Annotated in this window: 16 protein-coding genes; 12 read left to right on the top strand and 4 right to left on the bottom strand. The window is 71.7% G+C overall.

What is annotated here, in order from left to right; genetic code table 11:
- Nucleotides 1-1,007: DEAD/DEAH box helicase (locus EBO15_RS13475; protein ID WP_147481483.1), on the bottom strand; the 1,007-nt coding region annotated here is incomplete at its 3' end.
- A 446-nt stretch (nt 1,008-1,453) separates the two neighbouring features.
- On the opposite strand from EBO15_RS13475, the gene EBO15_RS13470 reads away from it, so the two are divergent.
- The gene (locus tag EBO15_RS13470; RefSeq protein WP_233616163.1) at nt 1,454-2,089 is read left to right on the top strand and encodes a nuclease-related domain-containing protein; all 636 of its coding nucleotides are present in this window, start codon (nt 1,454-1,456) and stop codon (nt 2,087-2,089) included.
- Nucleotides 2,090-2,276: 187 nt separating this feature from the next.
- Here the strand turns inward: EBO15_RS13470 and EBO15_RS13465 are convergent, their stop codons facing one another.
- The gene (locus EBO15_RS13465) at nt 2,277-2,726 is read right to left on the bottom strand and encodes a hypothetical protein (protein WP_122194701.1); all 450 of its coding nucleotides are present in this window, start codon (nt 2,724-2,726) and stop codon (nt 2,277-2,279) included.
- Nucleotides 2,719-3,084 (bottom strand): hypothetical protein, encoded by a 366-nt coding sequence (locus tag EBO15_RS13460; protein ID WP_122194700.1) that lies wholly within the window; start codon nt 3,082-3,084, stop codon nt 2,719-2,721. Before EBO15_RS13460 ends, EBO15_RS13465 begins: the two co-directional genes overlap by 8 nt.
- Before the next feature lie 138 nt (nt 3,085-3,222).
- Here EBO15_RS13460 and EBO15_RS13455 point away from each other — a divergent pair, with 138 nt between their 5' ends.
- The 10 genes from EBO15_RS13455 (at nt 3,223) to EBO15_RS13410 (ending at nt 12,789) form a co-directional block, all read left to right on the top strand.
- Entirely contained in the window at nt 3,223-3,930 is a 708-nt protein-coding gene (locus tag EBO15_RS13455) for a histidine phosphatase family protein (protein ID WP_122194699.1), read from the top strand.
- Nucleotides 3,931-4,263: 333 nt separating this feature from the next.
- Nucleotides 4,264-4,935, top strand: coding sequence for an SDR family NAD(P)-dependent oxidoreductase (locus EBO15_RS13450; RefSeq protein WP_122194698.1), 672 nt, complete (start codon nt 4,264-4,266; stop codon nt 4,933-4,935).
- Complete coding sequence (locus tag EBO15_RS13445; protein WP_233616162.1) at nt 4,922-5,956, top strand: threonine aldolase family protein; 1,035 nt, start codon at nt 4,922-4,924, stop codon at nt 5,954-5,956. Before EBO15_RS13450 ends, EBO15_RS13445 begins: the two co-directional genes overlap by 14 nt.
- A gap of 227 nt (nt 5,957-6,183) precedes the next feature.
- Entirely contained in the window at nt 6,184-7,374 is a 1,191-nt protein-coding gene (locus EBO15_RS13440; protein ID WP_122194696.1) for a thiolase C-terminal domain-containing protein, read from the top strand.
- Between the two features lie 391 nt (nt 7,375-7,765).
- Complete coding sequence (locus tag EBO15_RS13435) at nt 7,766-8,635, top strand: oxygenase MpaB family protein (protein ID WP_122194695.1); 870 nt, start codon at nt 7,766-7,768, stop codon at nt 8,633-8,635.
- 66 nt (nt 8,636-8,701) lie between these two features.
- Nucleotides 8,702-9,799 carry a lysylphosphatidylglycerol synthase domain-containing protein gene (locus tag EBO15_RS13430; protein WP_122194694.1) on the top strand — a complete coding sequence of 366 codons (1,098 nt, stop codon included), beginning with the start codon at nt 8,702-8,704 and terminating at the stop codon, nt 9,797-9,799.
- A gap of 246 nt (nt 9,800-10,045) precedes the next feature.
- Nucleotides 10,046-10,351 carry a hypothetical protein gene (locus EBO15_RS13425; protein WP_147481482.1) on the top strand — a complete coding sequence of 102 codons (306 nt, stop codon included), beginning with the start codon at nt 10,046-10,048 and terminating at the stop codon, nt 10,349-10,351.
- Nucleotides 10,352-10,911: 560 nt separating this feature from the next.
- Nucleotides 10,912-11,517: a gamma carbonic anhydrase family protein gene (locus tag EBO15_RS13420; RefSeq protein WP_122194692.1), complete on the top strand. Its 606-nt coding sequence runs from the start codon at nt 10,912-10,914 to the stop codon at nt 11,515-11,517.
- Nucleotides 11,518-11,641: 124 nt separating this feature from the next.
- Nucleotides 11,642-12,274, top strand: a complete 633-nt coding sequence (locus EBO15_RS13415) for a hypothetical protein (RefSeq protein ID WP_199744515.1) — start codon at nt 11,642-11,644, stop codon at nt 12,272-12,274.
- Nucleotides 12,275-12,369: 95 nt separating this feature from the next.
- A complete protein-coding gene (locus EBO15_RS13410) occupies nt 12,370-12,789 on the top strand; it encodes an HIT family protein (protein WP_199744514.1) in 420 nt (139 codons plus the stop codon).
- Here the strand turns inward: EBO15_RS13410 and EBO15_RS13405 are convergent.
- A complete protein-coding gene (locus tag EBO15_RS13405) occupies nt 12,738-13,118 on the bottom strand; it encodes a VOC family protein (RefSeq protein WP_122194690.1) in 381 nt (126 codons plus the stop codon). The genes EBO15_RS13410 and EBO15_RS13405 overlap by 52 nt on opposite strands.
- A 284-nt stretch (nt 13,119-13,402) precedes the next feature.
- Between EBO15_RS13405 and EBO15_RS13400 the strand changes: the two genes are divergently transcribed.
- Nucleotides 13,403-14,347, top strand: coding sequence for an ABC transporter substrate-binding protein (locus EBO15_RS13400; protein ID WP_122194689.1), 945 nt, complete (start codon nt 13,403-13,405; stop codon nt 14,345-14,347).
- Nucleotides 14,348-14,479 lie beyond the last annotated feature (132 nt).

The raw sequence follows: 14,479 nt of genomic DNA, 5'->3' as shown, positions 1-14,479 counted from the left end.
GACACCCGGACGGTCGTCAGCGCGCCGAGCCCGCGCGCGTGGTCGGTGCGCGGCTCGCGGGCCAGCCCGGCGTCCACCACGATCCGGACGCCCGGGACGGTCAGGCTCGACTCGGCCACCGACGTCGCCAGCACGACGCGGCGGCGGCCGTCCGGCGGGGCGAGCACGGCGTCCTGGACGGCGGCCGGGGCCTGCCCGTGCACCTGGAGGACGTCCGCGGCGACCCCGCCGAGCATCCCGGCGACCCGGGCGATCTCGCCGACGCCCGGCAGGAAGCAGAGCACGTCGCCGTCGCGTTCGGCCAGCGCCCGCCGGACGGTCGCGGCCACGTGCGCGAGCAGCGCCGGATCGACGCGCATCCCGTGCGGCGGCCGGACGGGACGCTCCGGAGGCGCCCATACGGCGTCCACCGGGTGCAGCACGGCCTCGGCCTCCACGACGGGCGCGGGCGCCTCGTCCTCTCGCCCCAGCAGCTCCGCCCACGGCCCGGTGTCGGCGGTGGCCGACGCGGCGACGATCCGCAGGTCGGGACGGAGTGTCGCGCGCACGTCCAGCAGGAACGCGAGCGCCGTGTCCGCGTCGAGGTGCCGCTCGTGGCACTCGTCCAGGATCACCGTGCCGACGCCGTCCAGCTCGGGGTCGTTCCGCAGCCACTGGAGCAGCACGCCCGTCGTCATGACCTCCACGGCCGAGCCGGGCCGCCGCTCGCCCCGGACGGTCACGCCGACGCGTTCGCCGACCTTCTCCCCCAGCAGCCACGCCATCCGGCGCGCGGCGGCGCGGGCGGCGAGGCGGCGCGGCTCGAGGACGACGATCCGCCCGGGCCGCTCAGGCCCCTCGGCATCGTCGAGAAGACCGGCGAGGGCGAGCGGAACGTAGGTCGTCTTGCCGGTGCCGGGCGGGGCCGCGAGCACGGCGACGCCCCGTCCGCCGAGTGCCCGGCGAAGGGCGGGGACGACGGTCCGAACGGGCAGTCCGGCGAGGGCGGCGCGGCGGTCGGCGTGCATCCGTCCAGTGTGGCCGTCCCTACGGAGCGCCGCGAACCGGGCACCGAACGCCGACTGTGAGCAAGATCACGACGGCGAAACCGGAACCGACCCTTGCGGCGATAGTTTCACCGAGCATTTCGCCTTTCCGGCGTAGAACGTTCTAAACCCAAGGTCAAGAGCGTGCCGAAGAACCTTCGGAGGAACGCCCCCATAGCAATATCTCTTGCGCTTCGGTAGCTCTTCGGCCTCAGTTCCCTCACCCCATGACGGGCTGTCCCAATCTCGCGGGTATCCCCATAATTGGAGTCGTCACCGCAGGTGCGAGGGAGGGACGGGTGATGGGCGGCAGCTCCATCTATCTTCGCGACAGGACGGCGTTCACTGGCGGAACGCCACAGGCCGTGTACGCGGAGCTGTGGGAACGCGGACGTAAGACCAGACTTCGGAACCGTGCCATATTCGCCGTGCTGACGCTCATTCTGTGCGGCGCCCTCGTGAACGCCGTGTTCGGAATCGTGATGGCCGTTGTGGTGTCACTTCTGGACCTCTTCTTCCACTGGCGCGGTTACAACGCCTCCAGCGTGTGGCGGCGCGGGCTGCGCGGCGAACGGCGCACCGACCGGCTGCTCCGGAACACCGTGGAAAGGCGCGGTCACCGGGTGCTGCACGCGCGGACCGTCCCCGGCCACGAGCAGGCGGACGAGGTCCTCGTCGGGCCCGGCGGGATCTGGCTGATCCACAACGAGGCGTGGCATCCGGACACCGAGATCGCGCCCTACGGCGGCAAGGTGTTCGTCGACGGCCGCACCCAGACCAAGCTGATGGCCCGGCTGACCGGCTCGGCCGAGACCATCGAGCGCCTGCTCACCGAGGAGACCGGCGAGAAGATCACCGTCCGCCCGCTGCTGATCGTGCACGGCGGACGCCTCGCCCGCTCCCCCTTCGAGGCCGACGGCGTCGTGTTCGCCACGCCGTTCCGCATGCTCCGCTGGATCCACAAGAACCACACCGCCGACTACTCCGCCGAGCAGGTGGAGAAGCTCGCCCGCGCGACGGTGCACGTGCTGCCCGTCGGCGGCCGCCCAGCGGCCGCCGCGTGAGGCACGGGTGAGCCACCACCGCCGTCCGGACGCCGCCGGACCCTGTCCAGGCGGCGCCGGAGAGGACCCCGGGGAGGGGGTTCGCGGTGCGCGGGGCGGCCGCTTCGACCCGGACGACCTCCCGGGTCGGGCCGCACCGCGCACCGCCCGCACTTCCAGGACACGGCGCGCCGCCCGGCGACCCGGATCAGGCGGAGCCGGCGCCCTCGCCGGTGAGGGCCTCGGCCCGGCCGTCCGTCCGGGAGGTGCGCCACAGCCAGACGAGCCCGATGACCGGCAGGACGAGCGGCACGTACCCGTAGCCGCGTCCGAAGCCGGACCAGACGGTCGCGTCCGGGAACGCCGACGCGTCCGCCAGGCTCAGCGTCCCGACGACCAGCACGCCCAGCAGCTCCACCGAGCACGCGGCGACGGCGACCCGCCGCGACGTCCGCCCGCCGAGCGCGAGCGCCACCGTCGCGAGAACGTAGACGACCGCGGCGACGGCCGACAGCACGTAGGCGGCCGGCGCCTCGGAGAACTTGGTGCCGATCTGCACCCCGGCGCGCGCGCCGGCCGCCAGCGCGAACAACGCGTAGACGGCGACGAGCAGCCGGCCGGGTCCGCTGCGCGTGGTCGCTTCGGGACGGTCAGGCATGGGTCCCCTGCCAGATTTGCTGCATTCGTACGATCATGATGGCGACGGCCAGGCAGGCCACGACGATCACGCCGGGCCCGTACCGCGACCGCTCGAGCAGCCCCCATCCGGCGCCCGCCGGCGGGATCAGCAGGATCGCCAGCAGGTAGCCCACGAAGGTCGCCGAACTGGTCGGGCCCTCGTGACCCGACAGCTTCACGAACCCCACCACCGCCTGTGTGACGAGCAGCACTTCGAGCACGCCGAGCGCGACCAGGTGCGGCACGCCCATCGCCCGGTTCCGCCAGGCGCTCCACAGGCTGTACGCGGCGGCGAGCAGCGACACCACGATGATCACGGTGGCCAGGGCGTTCGTCATAGGCCACCAAGAGTACTACGCGCTGTAGAACATCCGGCCGCGAGGTGGCGCGCGGCACGTCCGGACGTGTATCGAGGACGGCGGCACACGGAAACGGCACGGAACCGGGGTCGAGACGGACGGATCGGACGTGGAATCATGGCGCCTGTGAAGGCGCTGGAGTGGCTGAACCTGACCCGGCACGGTGAGAGCACCGCCAACATCGCGTGGCGCGAGGCGCACGCGCACGGGCTGGAGGAGAGCGGCATCACCGAGCGCGACGCGGACGTGCCGCTGTCCGACCTCGGACGCGCGCAGGCCGCCAACCTCGGCCGCTGGCTCGCCGCCGTCCCCGCCGACGAGCGCCCCACGCTGGTCTACTCGTCCCCCTTCCGGCGCGCGCTCGACACCGCCCGCATCGCCCTGGACGAGACGCCGTTCGACCTGCCCGTCCAGATCGACGAGCGGCTGCGCGACCGCGACCAGGGCATCCTCGAGGGCCTGACCGGCGCGGGCATCCGGCGGCGCCACCCCGAGGAGTTCGAGCGCAAGCTCAAGCTCGGCAAGTTCTACTACCGCCCGCCCGCCGGCGAGTCCTGGGCCGACCTCGCACTGCGGCTCCGCTCCTTCTACCGCGACCTCGCGGAGGACGCGGCGGGCCAGCGCGTCCTGGTCGTCGCGCACGACGCGATCGTCGTGACCACCCGCTACCTGGTGGAGAACCTCACCGAGCAGGAGGTCCTGGAGATCGAGAAGGACTCGATCGCCAACGCCTCGATGACCCGCTGGCGCCGCGGCGGCGACCGCCTCACCCCGGTCGTCTACAACGACGTGGCCCACCTCGCCAAGATCCCCGCCTCCAACTGACCCTGATGATGTTGGTGGTGACGCTGCGGGTGGGGCCTGCCCCTCCAACTGACTGACCCCCACCCCCGCGCACCGTGCCACCTGCTTCGCGCTCCATGCGCCGTGCTCGGTGCCGACACACTCGCCTGGGACACGCCCCCGTTGGAGGCCTTTCCTCCTGCACGCGGGCGTGCCCGAAGGCTCGGCCGGGCACCTCTGTAGAGGCCCACTTCCCGCACACGGACAAGCCGAGGCCGCACCACACGGCCCTCGACGTAGGCGTCCCCCTCGTGTGGGGTCGCGGATGCCGGGCTGGAGGCCGCGAGTGGTCCGGTAGGCGGGCAGAATACGATCATGACCGAAACCTCCAGCGCCGACGGCCGGGTGGTCGTGGTGACCGGCGCGAACGGCGCCTCGGGGCGCGCCGTGACCGAGCGCCTGGCCGGCGACGGCGCGCTCGTCGTCGCCGCCGGACGCGGCGTCCGGCAGTGGGACTCCCCGCGGATCGTCCCCACCGCCGTCGACCTGCTCGATCCGGACGCGACCCGCCGCTTCGCCGACGAGGTGATCTCCGGGCACGGCCGCGTGGACGGGGTGATCCACCTGGTCGGCGGCTGGCGCGGTGCGCCGTCCTTCGCCGGGACCGACCTCGCGGACTGGACGTTCCTGCACGACCAGGTCGTCCGGACGCTCCAGCACACCACGCTCGCCTTCCACGACGTCCTGCGCGACGCGCCCGCCGGACGCTTCGCGATGGTCTCCCAGCCCGCCGCCCGGCACCCCGACGCGGGCTCCGCCGCCTACGGCGCGGCCAAGGCGGCCGCCGAGACCTGGACGCTCGCGATGGCCGCCTCCTTCGCGTCCGAGGCCGACGCCGGAGGCGCCGCCACGATCCTCGTCGTGAAGGCGCTGGTCAGCGAGGCCAAGCCGGGACTCACGACGGTGGACGACCTCGCCGCGACCGTCGCCGGACTCTGGAACCGGCCCACCTCCGAACTGAACGGATCCCTCCTTGAGCTCTTCTGACGTCCACCACGGATTCGGCAGCGACAACCACGCAGGCATCCACCCGGAGGTGATGACCGCGCTCGCCGAGGCCAACACCGGCTACCAGCTCGCCTACGGCTCGGACGCCTGGACCGAGCGCCTCGACCGCGTCGTCGAACGCCACTTCGGCCCGCAGGCCTCCGCGCTCCCGGTGTTCAACGGCACGGGCGCGAACGTCGTCGCCCTCCAGGCGATGTGCGAGCGCTGGAGCTCGGTGATCTGCGCCGAGTCCGCGCACATCAACCAGGACGAGTGCGGCGCGTCCGAGCATGTCGGCGGCCTGAAGCTGGTGCCGGTCCCCGCCGAGAACGGAAAGCTGACGCCGGAGGCGGTCGCCCGCCGCGCGACCGGCTTCGGGAACGTCCAGCGCTCCCAGCCCGCCGTCGTGTCGATCTCTCAGGTCACCGAGGTCGGCACCGTCTACACGCCGGACGAGATCGCGGCGCTCGCCTCGTGCGCGCACGAGCGCGGCATGTCCCTGCACATGGACGGCGCCCGCCTCGCGAACGCGGCCGTGTCCCTGGACGTCCCGCTCCGTGCGATCACCACCGACGTCGGCGTGGACGTGCTGTCCTTCGGCGGCACCAAGAACGGCATGATGCTCGGCGAGATGGTGGTCGTCCTGAACCAGGACGCGGCGCACGGCACGGACTACCTCCGTAAGTCGAGCATGCAGCTGGCGTCCAAGATGCGTTTCCTGTCCGCGCAGTTCGTCGCCCTCCTGGACGGCGACCTGTGGCAACGCAACGCCCGGCACGCCAACGCCATGGCCCGCCTCCTCGCCGACCGGGTCTCGGAGGTCGCCGGGGTCGAGATCATCCGTCCGGTCGACGCGAACGCCGTCTTCGCCCGCCTCCCCGAGAAGGCCGCCGAACGCCTGCGCGAACGCTTCTTCTTCCACGGCGACCCTTCGGACGAGGTCCGCTGGATGTGCGCCTTCGACACCACCGAAGCCGACATCGACGCCTTCACCGCCGCCCTCCGCACCTCCGTGGACTGACCGTCGGGCGGTCCGCGCGCGGCTGACCACAGCCGTCCGCTCGGACCGCCTCGGCTTCCTCCCCGCCCGCGTCGGCATCCACCCGGGCCACATCGGCGCACTCGCCGGGGACCGGCTCCAAGGGTCGACGTGCGCCGACGCGCACACCCGGGACCCAAGCGAGCGCTCGATTGGTCGTTCGGGTTATCGTGTCCCCGAACCCGATTCGGCATCTGGAGGCGAGCCCGATGGTCAACCGCAGCTTCGTCGTCGGCGTGGGCATGACCAAGTTCGAGAAGCCGGGCTCCCGCGACTGGGAGTACCCGGACATGGCCAAGGAGGCCGTGGGCAAGGCGCTCGCCGACGCGGGCGTCGCCTACGGCCTGGTCGAGCAGGCGTACGCGGGGTCGGTGTACGGGGCGATGGGCCAGCGGGCCCTGTACGAGGTCGGCATGACCGGGCTCCCCGTCATGACCGTCTCCAACGCGTGCGCCACCGGCTCGAGCGCGCTGTACCTCGCCCGGCAGTCGGTGCGCGGCGGACTCGCCGACTGCGTCCTCGCCCTCGGCATGGAGAAGATGCAGAAGGGCTCGCTGGGCGCGGGCATGGGCGCGTCGTCCGTGACGATCATCGACCACCACCTGCGCTCCATGACCGCTGGACGCCCCTGGGAGATGGACAAGGCCCCCATGCCGCAGATGTTCGGCAACGCCGGACGGGAGCACATGGAGAAGTACGGCTCCGCTCCCGAGCACTACGCGTGGATCGGCTGGAAGAACCACAAGCACTCGGTGAACAACCCGTACGCGCAGTTCCAGACCGAGTACTCCCTGGACGACGTGAAGAACGCGAAGATGATCTTCGATCCGCTCACCAAGCTCCAGTGCTCCCCCACCTCCGACGGCGCGGCCGCCGCCGTCATCGCGTCCGAACGCTTCGTCGACGAGCACGACCTCTGGGACCAGGCCGTCGAGATCGCCGGACACCACATCTCCACCGACACCGCCGAGTCGTTCGAGGACAACTCGTCCATCGAGGTCGTCGGCTTCGGCTGCACCCGGCGCGCCGCCGCCCGCGCCATGGCCGAGGCCGAGGTCGCCATCGACGACGTCGACGTCATCGAGCTCCACGACTGCTTCAGCGCCAACGAGCTCATCACCTACGAGGCCCTCGGCATGGCCCCGGTCGGCGAGGGCCACAAACTCGTCGACGCCGCCGACACCACCTACGGCGGACGCTGGGTCGTCAACCCGTCCGGCGGCCTCATCTCCAAGGGCCACCCCCTCGGCGCCACCGGCCTCGCCCAATGCGCCGAACTCACCTGGCAACTCCGAGGCAAGGCCGACGCCCGCCAGGTCGAGAACGCCCGCGTCGCCCTCCAGCACAACATCGGCCTGGGCAGCGCCTGCGCCGTAGCCGTCTACAAACCAGCCTCCTAACCCCACCCGCGCCACTCCCCAAAGCACCACCCACTCCCAAAGCGCGTGCCGTCCGGCCCCCACCCCCTCGCCGGACGGCACGCCCCACCACCACCTCCACGCCCCGGATAGGAACGTCAGGTAGGGCTCCCCAGGCCCTCACGACACGCCAGGCACCTCGTTCCGAGCGTCGCCCTCCCCTCCAGGAGAGCGGGTGCGCGGGCTACGGGGGCGGACGGACGACGGTTGGGTTCGGAGGGTGGCGGGGTGGTGAGGGCACTCGGCGGAATGCACAGGTCGCGGGCGCCTTGTGGGGTGGTCGGGTGGCATGACGCGGGTGAGGATGAGACAAATATTGACTTTCGTCTCAGGGGCCTCCAGTCTGATAAGTGAGTGATTACCGGGAGGTGGGATGACGACCTCGTCCGGGACCGGAGCCGCCGAGAGCCCGTCCCTGTTGCGGCGCTACGCGGGGGATCTGCGGTCGTTGCTTCCGGGGGCCGCGGCCGGGTTGATGCAGCTGATGCACCCGGGCATCGGGGCGGGGGTGTCGGAGCATTCGGCGTTCTTCGACGCGCCGTTCGACCGCATCCACCGGTCGGTGCCGCAGATCTGGGCGACGATCCTCGCGCCGGACGGGCCGGACCGCGCACGCGCCATCCGCGACCTGCATCGCGCCATCGGTGGCGTGGACGAGCGGAACCGGCGGTACCACGCGCTCGACCCCGAGACCTTCTGGTGGGCGCACGCGACGTTCACCTGGGAGATCTTCCGCTCGGTCGAGATGTTCCACCCGGAGACCCTCACGGCCGAGGACCGCGAGCGCCTCTACGCCGAGACCGTCACCTGGTATTCGCGCTACGGGGTGAGCATGCGTCCCGTGCCCGCCGACCATGCCGCCTTCCGGGCGAAGTTCTGGCGCGTGTGCGCCGAGCGCCTCGAGCTCACGCCCGCCGCGGCGCGCGCGTTGGAGATCGCGCAGTACGGGTCGGAGACGGTCACGCTGATGCCGGTCGGCGGGGCGCGGCTCGAACGCGCCGGACGGTTCGTCGCCGAGCGCCCGCTGCGCCTCATCACCTTCGGCTGCCTGCCGACGCTCGTCCGGGACCGCTTCGACATTCCCTGGACGCCGCTCGACCAGGCACGGTTCGGGGCGCTCGCGCTCGCCCACCGGCAGGGGTACCGGATGGTCCCGAGCGGGCTCAACCATCGCGCGCTGCGCCGGATGCTCCGCTACATCGGCGCACAAACCCGCGAAGACCGGTATCAACCCGCCGCATAACCGCGCACTGCGGCGATCATTCCCATCCTGCGGCCACCGTTTTCCCAAAGTGAATCCAGTCGCCGCATGAACGTCACCGAAATCGCCGACAACTTCATTGTGGAGAACATCGCCGCCGGTTCGGCGTCCGCGGTTCCCGCCGGGATCCCCGCCCCGGCCGGCGACGCCGTCCCCCGGCCCGGCGCGGCGATCGCACTGTTCGACCGGGCGCGGACCGCCGCCGCCCGGTCCCGTGGGATCCGGATCGCGGTCGCGCTCGTCCCGCTCGCCGCGATCGTCACCGCGCTGGTTCTCACGCAGGGCGTCAGGCGTGCCCTGGAGGCGTTCGTGGCGCTCGGGGACGCCCGCTGGGAGTTCCTTCCTCTCCTCGCGGGGCTCGCGGCTCTGCATTACGTCTTCGCGGCCATCGCGCTGCGCGGCGCGTCCGGGATGGTGCTCCCACTGCGCCGGACGATCCTCGCCCAGTTCACCGCGGCCGCCGCCAACCGCGTCACACCGGGCGGGCTCGGCGCCGCCGCCGTGAACGCCCGCTATCTGGTGACCCGTGGCATGCCCCTCGCGAGCGCGCTCGTGGCCGTCGCCGTCCTCCAGGCGGCGGGTGCCCCCTCCGACCTGCTGCTCATTGCCGGTGCACTGGCGCTGGGCGGTGGTGACCATCTCAACCCTCATCTCCTTTCGCCGCTCGCCCTTCTCCTCGTTCCGGCCGCGCTGGTGCTGCTGCCCGTCGCGCTTCGCTGGGGGCGCCGCGTCGTCCACTCGCCGGCCGTCGCCCGTGCTCTGACGGGCCTGAGCGATCTGTGCCGCCGCCCGGCCGATCTGGCCCTCACGCTGTCGTGCTCGGCCGGCACCACCTTTGTTCTCGCGATGGCGTTCGCCCTGAGCGTCCAAGCGGTGCCCGGCACGATGACCGGCGCCGACGACACGCTTCCGCTGCTCACCGCGTACCTTCTCGGAGCCGCCGCGGGCGCGGCGATCCCGCTCCCCGGAAGCATGGGCACCACCGAGGCCGCCCTGCTCACCGCGCTGGCGGCGCTCGGCACCCCCACCACGCCCGCCTTGCAGGCCGTGCTGCTCTTCCGGGCCGTCACGTACTGGGCGCCCGTTCCGATCGGCCTCATCGCGTATCGCACGCTCCGCCTGCCGGCCGTTTCCCTGGCGACCTGAGCGCCGGGCGCCTTCGGCCGCTCCGGGGACGCTCATCGGGTGAGTCGAATGCGGCACCGGCATGGTGGCGGGAGTCATGGTGCTGCCTTTCTGGGGGGGTGACGTCGACCGCGGCGGTTCCGAGGTCGAGGGCAGGGACGGCGGGGTGGGCGGGTTGGCGGCCTGGGCGCGGCGCGAGGTGCCGTTGCGGAGCCGGGCCAGATGAGTGGCCAGGCGGTCCATGGCCTGGTCGTCCGGGTGCCAGCCGTGGTCGAGCAGCGCGGTGAGCAGCGCCTCGAGATACGGCCCCGGACGCGGCAGAACGTCCCGGGTGACGGGGATGATCTGCCAGCCCTGGCGGCGCAGCCAGCGGCGGCGCCCGTCGTCGTGGGCGCGGGCGCGGCGGCCCGTGTGATGGCGCTCGCCGTCGTACTTGAGCCCGACGCGCCATTGCTCGTAGCCGAGGTCGATGTAGAGCCGTTCGCCGTGCGGGCCGGGAACGGCGACCTGTGTGCGCGGACGCGGGAAGCCCGCCTGGATCATCAGGACGCGGGTCCAGCTCTCTCCTGGTGAGGCCGCGCCCCGGTCGCTGAGGCGGAAGACCTCGGACAGCCGGCGGACGCCCTGGTAGCCGGGTACCTCACGGGCCATCGCACGCAACTCGCCCTCCCCCACCCCGGCCCGCAGGAACTGATCGACGGCGGCGACGGCGTCCAGGCGGGGCAGCCAGCGCGCGCAGTCCAAGGCCGTGCGCGTGAGGGTCGTCAGCCGAACACCGTCACGCGTGGTCACGTGCTCGGGCGGTAGCGGCACCCAGCGAGGGTCGGGCTCGGCGTCGGGCGGTGCGCTCTCCGGAGGCAGGATGAGGTCGAGTTCCTCCTCGTTCCCGCGGACGCCGGGAGGCAGGACGTCCAGCCCCCAGAGCCAGGCGGCGGCAGCGCGTGCGATCACGGCACCCGGGGGAAGGACCTCGGTGAGTCGGCAGGGCCGACCGTCGGCGAGCGGACGGATCGTGTGGTCGGACGTTTTCGTCCAGGTCATAGCGGTCACGAAATCCATGGTCGCGACACCGGCCGCCCGATCGGAAGTCACCCGCGCAACTGTGGATAACTCGAACGTCACGGAGGATTCGCATGCAGATCGAGCATCGAGGCCGCCGTCCCATCGTCCCCGCATCGGCGTACGTGGCGCCGACGGCGGTCCTGTGCGGAGCGGTCGCTCTCGGGGAGAACTGCCGTGTCCTGCACGGCGCGGTGCTGAGCGCGGAGGACGGCGAGGTGACCCTCGGGTCGAACGTCGTGGTGATGGAGAACGCTCTCGTGCGCGGACGCAGGGACCATCCGGCGCGGATCGGCGAGGCGGTGCTCATCGGCCCGCACGCCCATGTCAACGGCGCCACGGTCGAGGACGAAGCGTTCCTCGCCACCGGAACGTCACTGTTCCCCGGTTCGGTCGTCGGAGCACGGGCGGAGATGCGCATCAACAGCGTCCTGCACGTCGGGTCGCGTCTGGAGGCGGGCACGGTCGTGCCGATCGGCTGGGTGGCGGTCGGCGTGCCCGCGCGACTCCTCTCACCCGAGAGCCATAACGACATTTGGGAAATTCAACAACAGATGGACTTTCCGGGAGTCGTCTATGGCGTCTCCAAGGACGCGGCCATGCGTGAAGTCATGGCCCGGCAGGTGGCTTTCTATGGGGAACACATGAATGACCGAGTAGTCGAGGTGCCTGGGCCCTAGCGTTGTCTCCGGGCGGTGGCCATTAGCCAGAGCGTGAAGTTCGACCCGGTCCGCAGGGCGGAGCCATGGACATGGACATGGACTTGTGGAGCCGGGGGCAGAGGATGGCGGAGAGGTGACGGAAATGATGGCGGAAACTACGCGACGCGCACTGCACGGCGTCGCCGAGATGGTTCTCGCGGGACCGCAGTTCCGCACGAGCGGATCGATCGAGCTCGCTGTGACGGACGGGGGTTTCGGCACGGTGGCCAGGCCCCTCCTGCGCGTGCGCGGGACGGAGCTCATCGTGGGCGAGCGCGCGGTGCCGATGAACGGCCTGACGTTCCGCGAGGTGGCCTCGGCCGCGGACGTGGAGGTCGGACGTCCCGAGGGCGTCTACAAGGAGGGCAGCGGGCTCGACCCGGACGACACCATCGGATTGGAGGTGGGCGAGGCCGCCGCCATCGAGCGCGCCTTCGCATGGGGTCTGGAGGCCCTGCAGAGGCTCGCGCCGTCCGAGCGGCCGATCCTGTGGCCCGAGCACTTCGACGTCGCGATCACCGTGGACGAGGTCAACTACGGCGTCTCCCCAGGGGACGCCTACCTGTCCGAGCCCTACGCCTATGCGGGGCCCTGGCGGACGCGCGTCGGAGCGTTCTGGAACGCGCCCTTCGGAGCGGCGCGTCCGCTGAGGCTGCTGCCCGGCGCGACGGCCGTCCACGACTTCTTCTGTGAAGCCCGTGACCGGGTGGCCTCCGACCCCGTGCGCGAGCCGTGAGCAACGCGCGCGTACACGCGGGGTGTCTGGCGTGTGAGTTGGCGGACGGGAGGCGTCCGCTGCCGGGTGGACGCGTCGCCGAGCATGGCGGTTGGGTGGTCGAGCATGCCGTCGGCCCGCTGGGCGTCGGCACGCTCGTCGTCAAACCGGTGCGCCACGTCCTGCACGTGGCCGACCTGGACGAGTCCGAAAGCGCGGCGCTCGGGCCGCTGCTCCGGCGGGTCTCGGCCGCGGTCACCGAACTCGTCCGGCCGGAACAGGTGTACGTGTGCCTGTGGTCTCACGCGGGTGGGGAGCCGGGCCACATTCATTTCGTCGTGCAGCCCGTCCGCAGGGCGGACATGGAGCGGTTCGACGCGTTCGGCCCGGCTCTCCAGGGGGCGATGTTCGCCGAGGACGAGCGGCCCGATCCTGCGGCGGTCGAGGAGTTCTGCGCGCGCGTGCGTCCCCTGCTGGGCTCGGCTCAGGATGAGGTGATGAGCTCGTACAGGTTGCCGGACGGGTCGGCGAAGTAGACGCCGCGTCCGCCCGTGGGGTGGCGCTCGTCCACCTGGCCGTTCGTGTGCGTGCCCGGGCCGTCGCCGTGCGGCAGCCCGTGCGCGCGCAGGTGGGCCACGGCCGCGTCGAACGTGACCGGGTCCACATCGAACGCCAGGTGGTGGCCGGGGGCGTCCGGGATGGTCATGTAGTCGAGCGTCAGCTCCTCGTTGATGCGGAGTTGCGCGAAGTGCCGGGCGACGGGGTGGAGGCCGCCGTACTCCAGGTGGAGCACGGCCGCGAGGTAGCGCGCGGCGGCCTCGTTGTCGGCGGCGGGAACGATCGTGTGGTTGAGCCTGATGGTCACGGCACATCTCCCAAGGTGAGGTCCGATCCGCCTCCACGCTACGGAGTGAGTACTCACTCCGTCAAGGGCCGGGGGTGCGCCGGAGCGCCGGCCTGCTGATAACGTTGCAGATCAAGCGTGTGCTGAGCGAAGTCCGGTGTGACCCCGGCGCTGTCCCGCAACTGTGATGGCCTCCCCCGAGGCCGAGCCAGGTCGCCTTGCCGCACGCCGACGACTTCGACCCCGCGGTAGGGCCGGTCCGTCCCCCGCGGGCCGCGTGCCGCCATTGCCCCTGGAGGCAGGCTGTGAGACCCGTTCGCGCGCTCGGCGCGTCCCTCGTGATCGGCGTCATGGCGCTGGCGTCCGCCTGCGGCGGTTCCGGCGACTCGGGCAAGGACAAGGGCAAGACCTCCGGCGCAGGACCGGTGGTCGTCCAGGCCGCCAACGGCAGCGTCACCATCCCGGCGACGCCGCAGCACATCGTGTCGCTGTCCCCCACGCACACCGAGACGCTGTTCGCGATCGGCGCGGGCAAGCAGGTGACGGCCGTGGACGACATGTCCAACTACCCGGCTGACGCGCCGCGCAGCAAGCTCAGCGGCTTCAAGCCGAACGCCGAGGCGATCATCGCGACCAAGCCCGACCTGGTCGTCCTGTCCGACGACATGGACGGCATCGTCGACGCGCTGGCCAAGGTGAAGATCCCGGTGCTGCTCGAGCCGGCCGCGACCAAGCTGGACCAGGTGTACGACGAGATCCAGGACCTGGGCAAGGCCACCGGGCACACCGCCGAGGCGACCAAGCTGACCGAGCAGATGCGCACCGGCATCCAGCAGACGGTGGCGAGCGCGAGCAAGGCCACCAGTGGCCACAAGCTGAGCTACTACCACGAGCTCGACAACCAGCTGCACACCGTGACCTCGAAGACCTTCATCGGCCAGGTGTACGGGCTGTTCGGGCTGGAGAACATCGCCGACACCGCGGACAAGGCGTCCGGCGGTTACCCGCAGCTGTCGCAGGAGTACCTGCTGCGCCGCGACCCCAACATGATCTTCCTCGCCGACACCAAGTGCTGCGGCCAGTCCGCGGTGTCGGTCGGCAAGCGTCCCGGCTGGTCGGACCTGACCGCCGTGAAGAAGCAGAACACGGTCGCGCTCGACGACGACATCGCGTCCCGCTGGGGCCCGAGGCTGCCGGAGTTCGTCAAGAGCATCGCCGCCGCCGTGCAGAAGGCGTCGGCCGCCAAGTGACCGCCGCCGCGGAGGACCGGACGACCGGTCCGGCGCGCCGGCCGATGACGTCGGCCTCCAGGTGACGTCCGCCGGCCCGCGCTCACGGCTGCGCGGGCTCGCCCCCCGCGCCCGCCGTGAGCAGCGGGCGCG

Source organism: Actinomadura harenae (assembly GCF_003696215.1).
In the GTDB taxonomy this organism is placed as follows: Bacteria; Actinomycetota; Actinomycetes; order Streptosporangiales; family Streptosporangiaceae; genus Spirillospora; species Spirillospora harenae.
The sequence above is the reverse complement of the archived record's forward strand: the minus strand, read 5'-3'. Positions and strand labels throughout refer to the sequence as shown.

Excerpts from the sequence above, each read along its gene's own strand:
- EBO15_RS13465 (WP_122194701.1), bottom strand. The coding sequence starts at position 2,726 with ATGCCTGACCGTCCCGAAGCGACCACGCGCAGCGGACCCGGCCGGCTG.
- EBO15_RS13460 (WP_122194700.1), bottom strand. The coding sequence starts at position 3,084 with ATGACGAACGCCCTGGCCACCGTGATCATCGTGGTGTCGCTGCTCGCC.
- EBO15_RS13455 (WP_122194699.1), top strand. The coding sequence starts at position 3,223 with ATGGCGCCTGTGAAGGCGCTGGAGTGGCTGAACCTGACCCGGCACGGT.
- EBO15_RS13450 (WP_122194698.1), top strand. The coding sequence starts at position 4,264 with ATGACCGAAACCTCCAGCGCCGACGGCCGGGTGGTCGTGGTGACCGGC.
- EBO15_RS13440 (WP_122194696.1), top strand. The coding sequence starts at position 6,184 with ATGGTCAACCGCAGCTTCGTCGTCGGCGTGGGCATGACCAAGTTCGAG.
- EBO15_RS13435 (WP_122194695.1), top strand. The coding sequence starts at position 7,766 with ATGACGACCTCGTCCGGGACCGGAGCCGCCGAGAGCCCGTCCCTGTTG.
- EBO15_RS13430 (WP_122194694.1), top strand. The coding sequence starts at position 8,702 with ATGAACGTCACCGAAATCGCCGACAACTTCATTGTGGAGAACATCGCC.
- EBO15_RS13420 (WP_122194692.1), top strand. The coding sequence starts at position 10,912 with ATGCAGATCGAGCATCGAGGCCGCCGTCCCATCGTCCCCGCATCGGCG.
- EBO15_RS13415 (WP_199744515.1), top strand. The coding sequence starts at position 11,642 with ATGATGGCGGAAACTACGCGACGCGCACTGCACGGCGTCGCCGAGATG.